The sequence below is a fragment of the Paenibacillus sp. J22FR83 genome (genome assembly GCF_059691955.1).
In genome coordinates, this window is sequence record NZ_JCAUAM010000004.1 from 107,397 (window position 1) to 123,008 (window position 15,612).

The window sequence follows — 15,612 nt, forward strand, 5'->3', positions numbered from 1 at the left end:
TAAAAATGACTATAACAGCGTCAGGATTATTCTGTCAATAAGTAATTTTGCGAAAATCTGATGATGTTAAGTATTTATTTTTTCCTATAATGGTAGAGAGACGTTTTTGGAAAAGGCAATACATGGAAGAGAAAATACGTAACCATTTTTTTGAAAAATGTTTGGATAATTAAGTAAAACATAGATTGACACCAGTACTTTCCCATGCTAAGATTGGTTTACATTTTAATTCCGAGTAAAAAGATATGATTAATATGAGTAAAGAAAGGGAGTTACCTTCATGGAGCATGCCATCACGATTCAAAGCGACGATGTCGAATTAGCCGCAACATTACATTACCCTACACAGCAAAGCGCAGCGGTTCAAGCTGATTGTCAACGCTACCCTTTAATCATTATTTGTCACGGATTTATTGGGAGTCGAATCGGTGTTGACCGGCTTTTCGTAAAGGCAGCCCGTTCTTTCAGTGCACAAGGATATTTTGTACTTCGTTTTGATTATGGTGGTTGTGGCGAAAGTACAGGAGACTACGGTGCAGGTGGGTTAGACGTACTTATTGAACAGACCCGACGAGTCATTGATTATGGTGTGTCCATTGATTGTGTGGATCTAAGTAGAGTGATACTGCTTGGACATAGCTTAGGAGGTGCCGCGGCAGTGTTAACGGCAGCTAAGGATCATCGTGTGAAAACGCTTGTCCTGTGGTCAGCTGTTGCTCATCCCCACAATGATATTATGCGAATCGTCGGCAAAAACGAATATGAGAAACTGCCGCTAGGTGGTACGATTGATCATCATGGCTATAAACTAACAAGTCGATTCTTCGATTCTTTATCACAGCATCAACCTTTTGAACAATTACGTAAATTTACTGGCGATGTATTTGTTCTTCACGGAACAGCAGATGAAACCATTCCTGTCGATTATGCGCCGTTATATCAGAAGATGTTCTGGCTGCGCAAAGAAGGTCAATGTGACCTGGAGCTCGTCTATCAAGCAAATCATACGTACTCAACAACACCATCAACCACTGAATTGCTAGAGAAAACGGGAGATTGGCTGAACTATACGTATAAACGAAACAAAGAGTGGAACGATTGGACAATTTAATTGACATGGAGGCATGAAGATGGCGAAACCACTGGAATTAGACGAAGTATGGGTAGAGCGAATTAAGCAAATTTTAGATGGACTAGAATATGGTTCTGTACAAATTGTGGTTCATGATGGCAAGATTACACAGATTGATAAAACAGAAAGAAAAAGATTTGAAACATCAGCTGCGCCGCAAGCGCAAGCCACTTTACAAGCTGTGAAATCGACGACCAAACAAAAGAGTAAAGCGTAGTCTAATTCTTACTTGAATAAGTAAATGGTTGTTTTAATGCACTCATATATCGGCCCTCATTCCAAGTGGAATGGGGGCTGTTTTCATTCGTCAGAAGACGTATACTAAGGAGGAGTCGAAGCGAGATTTGGAAGGAGAATCTTATGCGTAAAGGTCACTTTATTCGGGAAGATGCGCAGGGAATCAAACACTTTGTGTACGAGTGGCTTCCTTCGGAAGATGTGGAATTCAAAGGGATTGTGCAGATCGCACACGGGATGGCCGAAACAGCCGCCAGATATGAGCGACTAGCTGGTGTTTTGACTAAGAATGGATATGCCGTCTATGCCAATGATCACTTGGGGCATGGTCAAACAGCGGGCTCTTTGGAGGCCATAGGTAAGTTTGGGAAGAACAGCTTCCGTGCCATGGCGGATGCAATGGGGCAACTGACATCACAGATTCGTAAGCGTTATGAAGAGTCAACGCTGCCGTTATTTGTATTAGGGCATAGCATGGGGTCATTTTTGACGCAGTATTATATGGGGACTTATATGGAGCGGTACCCAACACATGTTCAAGGCATAATATTATCGGGTTCGAATGGCAAAGAAGGCCCGGCACTTCGTGTTGGCATGGGGATTGCAACGTTGGAAGCCGCTATTCGAGGAGATCATTATCGGAGCGTGCTCTTAACTGCACTTTCTTTCGGATCGTTTAATACGAAGTTCAAGCCGAATCGAACACCGTTTGATTGGTTGAGTCGAGATGAGCGTGAGGTAGATGCTTATATCAATGATCCGTATTGCGGCGGGATATTTACATCGGGTTACTTTAGAGATTTCTTCAAAGGATTAGTAGAGATACATGCACCACATCATTTGGCTCGCCTTCGCAAAGAGGTTCCCATTTATATTTTCTCAGGTGAGGATGATCCAGTTGGTGGGCAAGGAAAAGGAGTCCGCCGTTTAATTCAGACTTATGAGAAGTTAGGAATACATGACATCAGCTATACCTTATACCCTGGGGGCAGGCATGAGATGTTAAATGAAACGAATCGTGATGAAGTAATGGGAGACATTGTCGCAAGGTTAGATAGTTGGATCGCGAAGTGAAATAAGCCGTTCCTTATTAGCCTGTTGGCTTGTGGGGAATGGCTTATTTTAGTGATTAATGGAAAATTCGAAAGTACAAGTTCGCTAGTTGCTACTTGGCGTTCCGCTTGAGTTGAGAACGAATGCCTTGCCGATCAATTTGAATCCAATACTCAACGATTTTGCCTTGCTGAACCCGATAGACAGCGCTAGCGATTTCAATAATCGGTTTCCCCGTAGGTGGGAAGCCATCAACTTCCCCGATATGTACACCCGTTTGTTTCCAGCGCACATAAACGCGATCATCCTGAGCGAGGAATTCCATGATTTCTAATTGGAAATTACCGTATGCGTCTAGCATTTCTCGCACATGATCAGCGTAATTCATCGGTGTCCGATGGACGGTTGTTTCGTTTTCAGCTGTCATTTGATGAGCTAGAACTTCTTCAGCCATGAAGTCATGTGCTGCATCTGGCTGTTGACCAGAACGGACGAGGTTGAAGAATTGATGCACGACATCTCTTGGTGATGGTGTCATAGTGGCGCTCCTTAAAGAGAAGAATGAGTGATTGGTAGAAAAGTATAGGGCATTGCAAGTAGAAGTGCAAGCGTCAGATGGGAAAGGGAATGAGTCAGGTAGTCAAGTGAATTTCAATGGTAGTGTGTTACACTAATATAAAATGAATGAAGGAGGCTCCCGTTTATGAAAGATCTAACTTCAGCCCGAATTAATATTCCGTCAGGATTCTGGTCAGGATTACATCTCTTGGGGATTTCATCTCACGAACTAGTCCGCCAAGCACATTATCAAGCTGGTGACTGTCTTTGAAACAGCCAAATATCCACCGTTCGTCTTAGCAACTTACCATGCGCTTGACTATCGTGACGCACTGAATCGAATGGTTCGTTATAAGCAAATGTGCCCACCTGAAAGTTTACATATCACCGAGCAGGACGAGAACTGTGCCTTCCTATGCAGCCCCTACACTTCTGCTTTCAAAGGTTCACCAATCCGTATGGATGGTGGGATGGTGCCTACTATTTTCTAAAGAATCAATTTATGGGAGGTGTATGCTTGAATACAAATAAGAAGAAGGCAGCTGTGATCGAAGCAAACCGGGCTTCAACTCCGGTCCTTGGTAGGCGTGCCTTGAACCGAGCTTTGCTCGAGAGACAATTGCTTCTGAGACGAGTTCAATTACCAGCTCTAGCGGCGATCGAACATTTGGTTGGTATGCAAGCCCAGGCGCCGAATCCTCCATATTATGGTTTATGGGCGCGGCTTGAAGGTTTTCAACAGGAAGAACTGAGCCTACTCATGTCAGAGCGGAAGGTTGTGCGTATCGCGATGATGCGTTCGACGATTCACTTGGTATCAGCTCGCGATTGCTTGGAGTTGCGACCGCTAGTACAAGGTGTACTTGAGAGAGGTTATACCGGTACTTATGGCAAGAGTCTAGCTGGTTTAGATGAAAATGAGATTGCCGCCGCTGGCCGTGTGCTAGTTGAAGTGGAACCATTAACATTTAGCGAACTCGGAAAGCGGTTAAGTGAAAAGTGGCCAGATCGGGATCCGGATGCCCTCTCAGCTGCAATCCGGACATGGGTACCCCTTGTCCAAGTGCCGCCGCGTGGCCTTTGGGGACAAAGTGGCCAAGCTTTGCATACATCAGCAGAGCTCTGGCTGAGCTCGCCCCTTTCATCCGAACCGAATCTTGAGAGCATGATTCAACGCTATTTGTCCGCATTCGGGCCAGCTTCAATTAAGGACATGCAGGCATGGTCAGGTTTAACTAGATTGCGCGAGGTCATGGAAAAGCTGCGCCCTCATCTTATTTGTTTCCGAGACGAGCAGGGAATTGAATTGTTCGATCTCCCAAATGCTCCGCGGCCTGATACTGCAATTGCGTCAACTCCGCGATTTTTGGGTGAATTTGATAATATCCTATTGTCACATGCGGATCGCTCACGGATTATTGACGATGCTTATCGAAATCGGGTATTTACCAAGAACGGCATTATTCGATCCGTTATCCTCGTGGACGGTTTTGTTAGTGGACTATGGCAAATCAAACGAGGGAATGGAACAGCAACACTTACTATCGAACCTTTCAGGCAACTATCTTCAGAGGAACGAGACGAATTAGCAAGAGAAGGAGCTAATCTTCTGAAATTTGCAGCGGTTGACGAGCACACCCATGAGATTCAGTTCCTAGCCTAGGCGACTTATGCAATGAGCTCAATAATTATTAACAATCGAACAGCTAAATGAATCCGTTTAAAGGGGGCGTCATGGTGAAAAGAGTCCTGAGTTTGATTCTGATGGTTGTGCTAGGTTTTAGTTTCTTATCAATTTTCCATGCTACCAATGCCTATGCTTGCTCTTGTGCGATGCCTCAAACTGTGGAAGCTCAATTTAATCGTTCGGAAGCCGTTTTTGCTGGTCGAGTCCTCGATGTGAATGAGCAAAGAAATGTAAATGGAAGTATGACGAAAGCTGCACGATTCGAAGTAAGCCGAATATGGAAAGGCGCCTCCCAATCTCAGTTAATAATTCACACGGGAAGTGGTGGTGGGGATTGTGGCTTTAATTTTGAAAAAGGTAAAGAATATTTGGTTTATGCTGGCGGCTCTACCATGTATGGAGACAAAGAGTTACTAGTCACAATTATATGTGATCGGACAGTTGCATGGGATCAAGCGCATGAGGACCTGGCTGTATTAGGTGAGGGCAATGTTCCAACCGAGAAAGTTCAACTTGAAGGTGAACTGTCACGAATGCAGCCAGTTGTCTGGGTTGCGATAGTTGGTTTCGTTCTGGTAGGGACGTCGATTTTCTTAATTAGGCGGAAATGGAGGAAGTGATAAAGAATAGCCCCCTTCACGGGAAGGGGGCTGTTTGCCGTGTACTGCTGCAGTTATGCCAGCAGTTTCTTGAATTCCGCTGTCAGCAGCGGTACGACCTCGAACAGATCGCCGACGATGCCATAGTCGGCGACTTTGAAGATCGGCGCCTCCGCATCCTTGTTGATGGCGATGATGACGCGCGAAGAGCTCATCCCCGCCAAATGTTGAATGGCGCCGCTTATGCCGCACGCGATGTAAATTTCCGGCGTCACGACCTTGCCGGTCTGGCCGATCTGCATCGCGTACTCGCAGTACCCCGCGTCGCAGGCTCCGCGGGATGCCCCGACAGCGCCGCCCAAGACGGCAGCCAGTTCTTCGAGCGGCTGGAACCCGTCGGCGCTGCGCACGCCCCGTCCGCCGGAGACGACGATCTTGGCTTCTGCCAAGTCGATGGCGCCGGACGTTTTTTTCACGACCTCCCGGATGATGCTGCGCAGGGAGGGAGCGGGATAGGCAACATCGATGAGCTGGGCTTGACGCGAAGCGTCAGGCTCTGCGGCTGCGATGTTGTTCGGTCTTATCGTGACGACCCATGGCGCAGCCGGATCGGTAAACGCTTTCTTCTCGACCGCTTTGCCCGCGTATAGCGGTCGGGTGAACAAGACGTTATCGCCGCTTCGTTCAATGGCGGTAACGTCAGAGATTTGGCCTGCTGCGAGCGAAGCGGCAGCCAGAGGAGCAAGATCTCGGCCTATCGCCGTGTGGCCGAAATAAATAGCTTGTGGCCCGGCGACTGAAGTCACGGCCAACAAGGCACTTAGAAACGCTTCCGAATTATAGCTTTCTAATTGCGGATCCTCAACAACATAAATGGTGTCTGCGCCATAAGCAGCCAGCTCACCAGCTAACGCTTTCGTACCCGTACCACCGAGCAGAACTGCAGCGAGTGTATCGCCATCTCCAGCAGATAGCTGCGCCGAACGTAAAGCTTCAAAGGAAACTTGACGAAGCTTGCCACTGCGAGCTTCTGCAACTACAAGAAATTGTTTTGCCATCGATATAACCTCCCTAGTCACTTTGTGGTGATATTAGATAACTTTGGATTCGTTACGCAGGGCTTGAACGAGTTCTGTAACTTGGTTAGGGAGCTCGCCTTTGAGAATGCGACCAGCTTGACGCTCGGGCGGAAGAGATAAGGCGAGACGTGTTGTTTTGGCAAGAATGGCATCTGCACCAGCAATATCATCTAAAGTTAAGTGTTGAAAAGGTTTCTTCTTAGCTTTCATAATCCCAGGAAGTGAGGGATATCTAGGTTCGTTCAAGCCTTGTTGCGCTGTAAACAAAGCAGGGAGTGACACCTCGATGATCTCAATATCGCCTTCGGCATCGCGATGGACAAGCGCTTGTTCTCCTGTTATTTCGAGCAGGGTAATCGAAGCGACATGAGGCAATCCAAGTAAGTTAGCTAGCCGAATGGCTACTTGACCTGCACCGTTATCAACGGAGAAGTTGCCTCCCAGCAGGAGGTCCACAGACTGGCTGCGCAAGTAGGCGGCTAAGATCTCAGCAATTTCGAATTCATCCCCGAGGATACGGTCATCCGTAATCAAAACAGCCTCGTCAGCGCCCATCGCAAGTGCAGTTCGAAGCGCTTCCGCCGTGCGATCGGGACCAATCGAGAGCAGTGTCACTTTACCGCCATGCGCGTCTCGTAGTTGAATAGCTTGTTCAACTGCATACTCGTCGTACGGATTGATGACGAACTTCGCGCCATCCTCTTGAACGACACCATCCGTCAAGACGATTTTCTCCTCCGTATCGAACGTTTGCTTCAATAATACAAAAATGTCCATAGTGGGGCTCCCTCCTGAATATACATGAATTAGAGACCTTTTCTCACATACCCAACACTTGCATTATGACTCAATTCCTCTAATGAAAAAATCAAGCGAAGGACCAACTTGTGCTGTTAATGAATACTTTTGCCCGGAAATCAACCAAGAGGTGACGACTTCATCCATACCTCCAAAAATAAGGAGTCTAACCAGTTTCACATCCAGATCGGCACGAAAGCTGCCGTCATGCTTTCCTTTTTCTAATATATTTTCAATGAGGATAATATATCTCTTTAAGGCAAGACCAATCTCTTTGCGAAGCTCCAAATCACTTTGACGAAGCTCGATTTGCGTGAGATAAGCCATATGAATGTTATTTTCCAGCTCGCTAAAATGGATCTCGCAGATTTTGCGCAACGCATCCTTCGGGCTCGTGCTTTCACGGACAGCTGCGTTAAATTTCTCGACAAGTTCGCCTAACTTCTCCTGGAATAGACTAGTTAAGATATCCTCCTTCTTTTTGAAGTAGAGATAAATCGTGCCATCCGCGACGCCGGCTTCCTTCGCAATACGCGAAACTTGGGACTTGTGAAATCCGTTTTCGGCAAATACTTTCATTGCTCCTTCGAGAATCGCATAATATTTGTCTGGTTTTTTGCCACTTGTCAAGGAGATCACCTCGGTGTTAGAATACAAATATCGGTGAATGAATACTCATTCATTTTCGTAATTTCATCATAAAATACGCAGTACGCCTTGTCAACGACTTATTCCGCTTAACCAAGCAGTAGGGAGGTTTGTCGGCTTACTCTTCACATGAAAGCAGGTTTCTACTCTTATTCCAAAAGGGATGAATGAAATGTGCTTTTTTATGATCCCTGAATGTAAGCGTTAACAATAATGATGATTAATTAAATAAAAGGAGGTCTTCCATGACGGGTATGCTGATTCAGTTTCTCCTTTTTCTGGCGGTTACGGGTTTGGCAGTCTACGGGTTCGGCCGGGTTGTGTATCACCGATATTTATATATCCAGTTGGGGAAATCGGTTGATTTGAAGAAGGAAGCAAGTATAAGACTCAAGGGGTTTATGGTTCAGGTATTTGGCCAGACGAAGTTGTTGAAGGATAAAAAAAGCGGCATTATGCATATCGTGATTTTTTATGGCTTCATAATTCTACAGCTAGGTGCTTTGGACCTTATTTTAAAAGGATTAATTGACCGAGGGTTACCTGTCCCAGGATATGAGTACTTCACCCTCATGCAAGAAGTGACGGTCGGATTGATCGTGTTAACCATGGGTTATGCCACCTATCGACGCTATATCGAGAAGCTTAAACGCCTTAAGCGGGGCTGGAAGCCAAGTATTGTTGTGTTTTTTATTATGTTTCTGATGTTATCAGTCGTTATTAGTGGTGGTTTTGAACGTATTCGTGAGGGGCTGCCAGCTTCAGGATTCGCTCCGCTAACATCAGGTTGGGCGGCCATGTTTGAAGGGATGTCGACTTCTGCGGCCACGATTGGATTTTATGCTGGCTGGTGGATGCATCTGTTGATTCTGCTATCTTTTCTAATTTATGTGCCGCAGTCCAAACATTTTCACATTATTACCGCTCCTATCAACATCTTGCTGCGACGCACGGAGCCGACAGGCAAGCTTGCATCTCTGAATCTAGAGGATGAGGATGCCGAGTCATTTGGTGTTGGCAAGATTGAGGATTTTACGCAAAAGCAGATGCTGGATTTCTACTCCTGTGTGGAATGTGGTCGTTGTACGAGCGTGTGTCCTGCGAATACGACCGGCAAGCTGCTGTCGCCGATGCATCTGATTACGAAGCTGCGCGATCATTTGACTGAGAAAGGTGCAGTCATTACATCGAAGTCGCCATGGGTACCTGCCATGTTGTTCGCGCCGGAATCGCAGGGTAATGCACTCGAAGTGGAACTTATCGGAGGCGTGATCACTGAAGAAGAGCTGTGGGCTTGTACAACCTGTCGGAATTGCGAAGATCAATGTCCAGTAGCGAATGAGCATGTGGATAAAATCATTGATATGCGCAGGCATTTAGTGCTGACGCAAGGCAGTATGCCGCATGACGGCCAGCGCGCGCTTCAGAACATCGAAAGACAAGGGAATCCTTGGGGGATTTCCCGCAATGATCGTGTGAAATGGGTCAAAGAGGTTGATCCAGAAGATGCTCTTGAGGTGCGAACCGTCAAGGAAAATCCAACGTTTGAGTACTTGTTCTTCTTAGGCTCGATGGGGGCTTACGACAATCGCAGTCGCAAAATCACACATGCTTTCGTGAAATTAATGAAGGAGGCGGGTATCTCTTTTGCCATTTTAGGAAATGAGGAGAAAAATTCAGGTGATACGCCACGCAGGATGGGGAATGAATTCTTGTTCCAACAATTGTGTGCGGACAATATCGCTACTTTTCATAAGTACAAAGTCACTAAGATTGTCACGACATGTCCTCATACGTACCACACATTCAAGAATGAGTATCCGGAATTCGGCTTAACCGCTGAGGTCTTTCATCATATCGAACTACTGGATCTATGGGTGAAGGAAGGACGTCTGACTCCGCAATACGAAGTCAATGAACGCATCACGTACCATGATTCTTGTTATTTAGGTCGTTATAACGAAGTGTATGAAGAGCCTCGAAACGTGCTGCGAGCGATACCAGGTGTGGAACTTGTGGAACAGGCTCGATCTCGTGAGAACAGCATGTGCTGTGGAGCGGGCGGAGGCATGATGTGGATGGAGGAAACGGCGGGTACTCGTGTGAATGTAGCGCGTACGGAGCAACTGCTGAGTGTTAAGCCAACGGTCATCTCTTCAGCGTGTCCGTATTGTTTGACGATGGTGGAGGATGGTACGAAGTTGAAAGAGGTAGAGGAGCAGGTTAAAGCGAGAGATATCGCAGAAATTTTGGCACAATCGGTGTTTGGTTTAGCGAAAAACTTTTAGGAGATGATCTCATGACAACTATTCGTACGGCGGCGGTAATCGGCTCAGGGGTAATGGGTTCAGGTATTGCTGCGCATTTGGCCAATGTAGGTATTCCTGTCTTGTTGCTCGATCGCGTGCCTGAACAGTTAACGCCACAAGAGGAAGGAGCAGGTTTAACGCTCGATCATCCCAAAGTTCGGAATCGTTATGCCGTAAGTGCGATAGAGAAACTCGGAAAGACGAACCCAGCACCTCTGTATAGCGAAACTTTTGCTTCACGCATCACGCCAGGGAATATCGAGGATGATTTGGCGAAGCTGAGCGGGGTGGATTGGATCGTCGAAGTCGTTATTGAAAATTTGCAGGCAAAACAAGAGCTTATTGCTCGGATTGAAAAGGTGTGGAAGCCAGGAACGATCGTATCATCCAATACATCGGGAATTTCCATTAATGCCATGGTGGAGAACGCCGGAGCAGACTTCAAGAAACATTTCTTAGGAACTCATTTTTTTAATCCACCGCGTTATATGAAGCTTTTGGAAATAATTCCCAATGAGCAGACGGATCCTGCTATTATCACCTATATGAGTGATTTTTGCGAGAAAAAGCTTGGTAAAGGCGTAGTTCAAGCGAAAGACACGCCGAATTTTATAAGTAATCGGATCGGTACTTATGGTTTGCTGGTAACGTTAAGAGAAATGTTGGCGAAAGGCTATACGGTTGAAGAGGTTGATGCGGTAACAGGTCCTGCGATGGGGCGGCCGAAAAGTGCGACATTCCGTACGCTAGATCTTGTTGGTCTCGATACTTTCGTACACGTGGCGAATAATGTGTTTGATCTTGTGACGGATCCGATTGAGAAGGATATCTTCGACACGCCCAACCTGTTGAAAGAAATGGTAGCCAAAGGCTGGATTGGTGAGAAGCAAGGTCAAGGCTTTTATAAAAAAGTAAAAACAGCGGAGGGCAAGGAAATTCAAGCATTGAACTTGGAAACCATGACATATTCGGTGGGTCGGAAAGTAAGTTCAGCCTCCTTAGAAGCGGCCAAACAGGCAAAGGGGACGGTCCAGAAGTTGAAGGCATTGCTGGGTGCGAAAGATCGGTATTCGGAATTGGCGTGGAACATTTTGAAGCCTGTTCTGCTGTATGCAGCAGAGAAGCGGGATGAAATTGCGGAATCAATCGTGGACATTGATAATGCGCTCAAGTGGGGTTTTAACTGGGAATTGGGACCGTTTGAAACGTGGGATGCGATTGGACTGAAACGTTCGGTAGAACGTATGGAGGCCGAAGGCAGTGCCGTGCCTAAATGGGTAAAAGATTGGGTGGAAGCGGGGCATGACAGTTTCTATGAACGCAAAGAAGGTCGCACTTTCGCGATCTTGAGTAGGGAGCTTCGCGAGGTGGCGACGCGGCCGGAAATCATTTCCTTGGCGGCGTTGAAACAGCAAAATAAAGTCATCCGCTCGAATAGCGGAGCCAGCTTGATCGATATAGGCGACGATGTCGCGTGTCTGGAGTTTAATTCTCCGAACAATGCCATTGGGGCCGATATTCTGACGATGATTCAGCAAAGCGTTGACGAGGTACGGGTTAATTATCGGGGGCTGGTTGTGGCGAATGAAGGGAAAAACTTCTGTGTTGGCGCCAATCTCATGCTCCTGTTGATGGAAGCGCAGGACGGCGAGTGGGATGAAGTGGATGGCATCATTCGGTTGTTCCAGAACGCGATGTTGAAGCTGAAAAGATTAGATAAACCGGTTGTCGCCGCGCCTCATAAAATGACGCTCGGCGGTGGCGTAGAAGCGTGTATGCCGGCGGATCAAACGATATTCTCAGCGGAGACGTATTACGGTCTCGTCGAAACGGGGGTAGGACTTATTCCTGCAGGCGGCGGATGCAAAGAGTTAGCATTGCTAGCGAGTCAGCAAGTGAGAGACCCTGAGGTTGATCTGCAGCCGTGGATCAATGCAGCTTTTGAGACGGTGGCTATGGCGAAGGTGTCTACAAGCGGGCATGATACGAAACGTCTCGGTTATATGCGATCCCAAGATTCCGTCGTGGTCAATCCCGATCATCGCATTTATGAAGCGAAGCAAGCTGTGCTTCGGATGGATGCGGCAGGCTACACGCCACCCGCAATTGAGAAAATCCGTGTGGTAGGCGAGAACGGGAAAGCTGTCATGCAGGTTGGCGCTTACTCCATGCTGAAAGGCGGCTACATTAGTGCGCATGACCAGTTAATTGCGAATAAACTTGCACATGTGTTAGCAGGGGGGAATGTACCTGCGGGAACGTTGGTGACGGAGCAGTATATGCTGGATCTGGAGCGTGAGGCGTTCTTGAGTCTATGCGGGGAGATGAAGACGCAGCAGCGGATGCAGTATATGCTCTCGAAGGGCAAGGCTTTGAGAAATTAGCTTGTATGGTGTGACGAGAGGGCTGCAAAGCACGAGATATACCTAACTATATCTAATGAGGTGAGTTCGATGAAGGAAGCCGTCATTGTATCTATAACGCGCACCGCCGTAGGGCGTGCCAAAAAAGGAAGTTTCGCGCAAACGCGCGCGGAAGATCTAGGTAAAGCCGTACTCGAAGAAGCTGTACGGCGAGTGCCAGGGCTCGACAAAGGCGATGTCGAGGACATTATCATCGGCTGCGCGATGCCCGAAGGCGAGCAAGGGCTGAACTTTGCCCGCACGATGTCGCTGTATGCGGGCTTTCCCGTGACCGTGCCGGCCATCACGGTCAACCGCTTCTGTTCCTCCGGCTTGCAAGCCATCGCATATGCGGCGGAGCGCATCATGCTCGGCCACGCCGAGGTGATCATCGCCGGAGGCGTTGAGAGCATGAGCCACGTCCCGATGACGGGCTTCAAGCTCTCGCCGCATCCGCGGCTGGTCGAGACCATGCCCGAGGTGTACATGGGCATGGGGCACACGGCCGAAGCCGTCGCGACGCGCTTCGGCATCTCGCGCGAAGCGCAGGATGGCTTCGCGACGCGCAGCCATCAGAAGGCGGCGGCGGCCATCGCAGCCGGCCGCTTCACGGATGAGATCGTGCCGGTGAGCACGAGCGTGAAGGGCGTTGACGAACGAGGCAAAGCCTTCGTTCGCTCGTATGTGTTTGCCACGGATGAGGGCGTTCGCCCCGATACATCCGTGGAAGGGCTTAGCAAGCTGAAGCCTGCGTTCAGCTTGGGGGGCTCTGTGACGGCGGGCAACGCGTCACAGACGTCGGACGGCGCAGCGGCGGCCGTGCTGATGAGCCGCGAGCGCGCCGAAGCGCTCGGGCTGAAGCCGATGGCGACGTTCCTGTCTTTCGCACTTTCCGGCGTGGAGCCGGAAATCATGGGCGTTGGTCCCGTCAAAGCGATCCCGAAAGCGCTGAAGATGGCTGGTATTTCGCAAGATCAAGTCGATCTCTTTGAGATTAATGAAGCTTTTGCTTCACAATGTGTGCATATCATTTGCAAATTGGGTATTGACGAGGAGAAAGTCAATGTCAATGGAGGAGCGATTGCGCTGGGGCATCCACTTGGCTGCACAGGAGCGAAGCTTTCAACAAGTTTAATTTATGAGCTGCAGCGCCGAGGCGGCGGATATGGCGTTGTATCCATGTGCATTGGCGGCGGCATGGGAGCGGCCGGCGTGTTTCAAGTGCATCCAGCGGAATAATTCTGACATCATATTACCATTCTTGCATTTTCCTATTCATCATCCTAAAGGAGAGTTGACTCATGACGAACAAAATCGTTGGCGGAAGCTTTGTTATATCGGATCTGGATTTTCATTCTATCGTAACGCCCGAGGATTTCACAGAAGAGCATCGCATGATTGCGGAAACAACTCGTGACTACGTGAATGGGGAAGTGATGCCACATGATGAGCATTTGGAGAAACTGGATTATGACTTAACAGTGAAACTCATGAGAAGCGCAGGTGATCTGGGTTTATTAGGTGCTGATGTGCCCGAAATCTATGGTGGACTCGGTTTGGATAAGGTGAGTTCTACGATTATCAGCGAAAATTTAGCTCGCGCATCCTCCTTTGCCTTATCCATAGGGGCACACGTCGGGATTGGAACGCTGCCCATCGTGTTTTTCGGAACGCCAGAACAGAAGAAGAAATATTTGCCAGACCTTGCCACAGGTGCCAAGATAGCGGCCTACTGCTTAACGGAACCGACTTCGGGTTCAGATGCTCTTGGTGCCAAAACAACGGCGCGCCTGTCTGACGACGGGAAGCACTACCTTTTAAACGGCTCCAAGCTATATATTACTAACGCTGGATTTGCAGATATTTTCATCGTGTATGCGAAGATTAATGGTACAGACTTCACTGCATTTATCGTGGAAAAAGGGGATCCAGGCTTTACGATGGGACCCGAAGAAAAGAAGATGGGGATCAAAGGCTCATCCACGCGCCCGTTATTTTTTGAAGACGTCAAAGTACCTGTAGAAAACCTGCTCGGTGAAATTGGGAAAGGTCATCTCATCGCTTTTAATATTTTGAACATTGGTCGCTATAAATTAGCTGTAGGTTGTCTAGGAGCATCCAAGGAAACGATTGAACTTGCTGTGAAATATGCGAATACGCGTCAACAATTCCAAACGCCGATTTCGGGATTCCCGCTAATTGGTAAGAAACTGGCAGAAATGAACATTCAAACGTATATCCTAGAAAGCATGGTATATCGAACGACAGGCCTCTTTGATACAATCCTCAAGGATATTGACCATTCCAGTCCTGATGCAGGCAAAATATCGGCAAAAGGCATTTCGGAATACGCGCTCGAATGCTCCATTAATAAGGTATTTGCATCAGAAGTTCTTGACTTTGTTGCGGATGAGGGGCTGCAAATTCATGGTGGATACGGCTTTATTCAAGAGTATAAAGTTGAGCGAATCTATCGCGACTCACGGATTAATCGTATTTTCGAAGGAACGAATGAAATTAACCGCTTGCTCATTCCGGGCACATTGGTGAAGAAAGCGATGAAAGGCGAACTTCCTTTGCTCCAAAAGGCGCAAGAGTTGCAAGGTGAATTGCTTTCCTACATGCCAGGCCAAACGTTTGAAGGCACGTTAGAAGAAGAAGCGCATCTTGTGCGCATGGCGAAGAAAGTATTCCTGATGGTTGGCGGGCTTGCGGTTCAGAAATACGGGATGGCGCTGGAGAAGAATCAAGAAGTGCTCAGCAACCTTGCGGATATTATGATTCAGATTTTTGCTGGGGAGAGCGGACTGTTGCGGACTCAAAAACTCATTGATAAACAGGGCGAAACTAAGTCTAAAAATGCCATTCAGCTCACGACGGTATTTATTCATGAAGCTTTTGACAAAATTGAGGCATATGCGAAAGAAGCCCTCAGTACGATGGAAGAAGGAGATGTGCTTCGGACTCAGCTTTCCATACTCAAAAAATTGTCCAGACGCAGCAGTGTTAATACAGTGGGGTTGAAGCGTGACATCGCCGCACGTGTAATTCAGGGTGAGAAATTCATCGGATGAGTATCGATGTCAAGAACCTGAAGGGGATGGTTTTGT

At 47.7% G+C, this 15,612-nt stretch carries 13 protein-coding genes and 2 pseudogenes; 11 read left to right on the forward strand and 4 right to left on the reverse strand.

The features are described from left to right. Positions 1–280 precede the first annotated feature (280 nt). The 3 genes from AC58PV_RS08905 (at position 281) to AC58PV_RS08915 (ending at position 2,443) form a co-directional block, all read left to right on the forward strand. Positions 281–1,111 (forward strand): alpha/beta hydrolase family protein, encoded by an 831-nt coding sequence (locus AC58PV_RS08905; protein WP_497431909.1) that lies wholly within the window; start codon positions 281–283, stop codon positions 1,109–1,111. 19 nt (positions 1,112–1,130) lie between these two features. Beyond that, positions 1,131–1,349 (forward strand): YezD family protein, encoded by a 219-nt coding sequence (locus AC58PV_RS08910; RefSeq protein ID WP_497431910.1) that lies wholly within the window; start codon positions 1,131–1,133, stop codon positions 1,347–1,349. Positions 1,350–1,492: 143 nt separating this feature from the next. Then, on the forward strand, positions 1,493–2,443 hold the full coding sequence (locus tag AC58PV_RS08915; protein WP_497431911.1) for an alpha/beta fold hydrolase: 951 nt from the start codon (positions 1,493–1,495) through the stop codon (positions 2,441–2,443). A 91-nt stretch (positions 2,444–2,534) separates the two neighbouring features. On the opposite strand, the gene AC58PV_RS08920 is transcribed toward AC58PV_RS08915, so the two are convergent. Next, entirely contained in the window at positions 2,535–2,960 is a 426-nt protein-coding gene (locus AC58PV_RS08920) for an ester cyclase (RefSeq protein WP_497431912.1), read from the reverse strand. Positions 2,961–3,125: 165 nt separating this feature from the next. Here AC58PV_RS08920 and AC58PV_RS08925 point away from each other — a divergent pair. The 4 genes and pseudogenes from AC58PV_RS08925 to AC58PV_RS08940 all read left to right on the forward strand — a co-directional run. Further along, positions 3,126–3,387 (forward strand): annotated as a pseudogene (locus AC58PV_RS08925) (AraC family transcriptional regulator); the annotation flags it as partial. Then, a pseudogene (locus AC58PV_RS08930) lies at positions 3,388–3,471 on the forward strand (SDR family NAD(P)-dependent oxidoreductase); the annotation flags it as partial. 26 nt (positions 3,472–3,497) lie between these two features. After that, complete coding sequence (locus tag AC58PV_RS08935; protein ID WP_497431913.1) at positions 3,498–4,643, forward strand: winged helix DNA-binding domain-containing protein; 1,146 nt, start codon at positions 3,498–3,500, stop codon at positions 4,641–4,643. 71 nt (positions 4,644–4,714) lie between these two features. Then, positions 4,715–5,287: a hypothetical protein gene (locus AC58PV_RS08940; RefSeq protein WP_497431914.1), complete on the forward strand. Its 573-nt coding sequence runs from the start codon at positions 4,715–4,717 to the stop codon at positions 5,285–5,287. A gap of 53 nt (positions 5,288–5,340) precedes the next feature. Here the strand turns inward: AC58PV_RS08940 and AC58PV_RS08945 are convergent, their stop codons facing one another. From AC58PV_RS08945 to fadR, 3 genes are all read right to left on the reverse strand, one after another. Beyond that, entirely contained in the window at positions 5,341–6,324 is a 984-nt protein-coding gene (locus tag AC58PV_RS08945; RefSeq protein ID WP_497431915.1) for an electron transfer flavoprotein subunit alpha/FixB family protein, read from the reverse strand. Positions 6,325–6,357: 33 nt separating this feature from the next. After that, positions 6,358–7,122, reverse strand: coding sequence for an electron transfer flavoprotein subunit beta/FixA family protein (locus AC58PV_RS08950; RefSeq protein WP_497431916.1), 765 nt, complete (start codon positions 7,120–7,122; stop codon positions 6,358–6,360). 63 nt (positions 7,123–7,185) lie between these two features. After that, positions 7,186–7,773, reverse strand: coding sequence for a fatty acid metabolism transcriptional regulator FadR (gene fadR, locus AC58PV_RS08955; protein ID WP_497431917.1), 588 nt, complete (start codon positions 7,771–7,773; stop codon positions 7,186–7,188). A 263-nt stretch (positions 7,774–8,036) separates the two neighbouring features. On the opposite strand from fadR, the gene AC58PV_RS08960 reads away from it, so the two are divergent. From AC58PV_RS08960 to AC58PV_RS08975, 4 genes are all read left to right on the forward strand, one after another. After that, positions 8,037–10,079, forward strand: coding sequence for a (Fe-S)-binding protein (locus AC58PV_RS08960; RefSeq protein WP_497431918.1), 2,043 nt, complete (start codon positions 8,037–8,039; stop codon positions 10,077–10,079). Positions 10,080–10,090: 11 nt separating this feature from the next. After that, on the forward strand, positions 10,091–12,484 hold the full coding sequence (locus AC58PV_RS08965; RefSeq protein ID WP_497431919.1) for a 3-hydroxyacyl-CoA dehydrogenase/enoyl-CoA hydratase family protein: 2,394 nt from the start codon (positions 10,091–10,093) through the stop codon (positions 12,482–12,484). Positions 12,485–12,553: 69 nt separating this feature from the next. Then, on the forward strand, positions 12,554–13,741 hold the full coding sequence (locus AC58PV_RS08970) for an acetyl-CoA C-acyltransferase (protein ID WP_497431920.1): 1,188 nt from the start codon (positions 12,554–12,556) through the stop codon (positions 13,739–13,741). A gap of 62 nt (positions 13,742–13,803) precedes the next feature. Then, entirely contained in the window at positions 13,804–15,576 is a 1,773-nt protein-coding gene (locus tag AC58PV_RS08975; protein ID WP_497431921.1) for an acyl-CoA dehydrogenase FadE, read from the forward strand. Positions 15,577–15,612 lie beyond the last annotated feature (36 nt).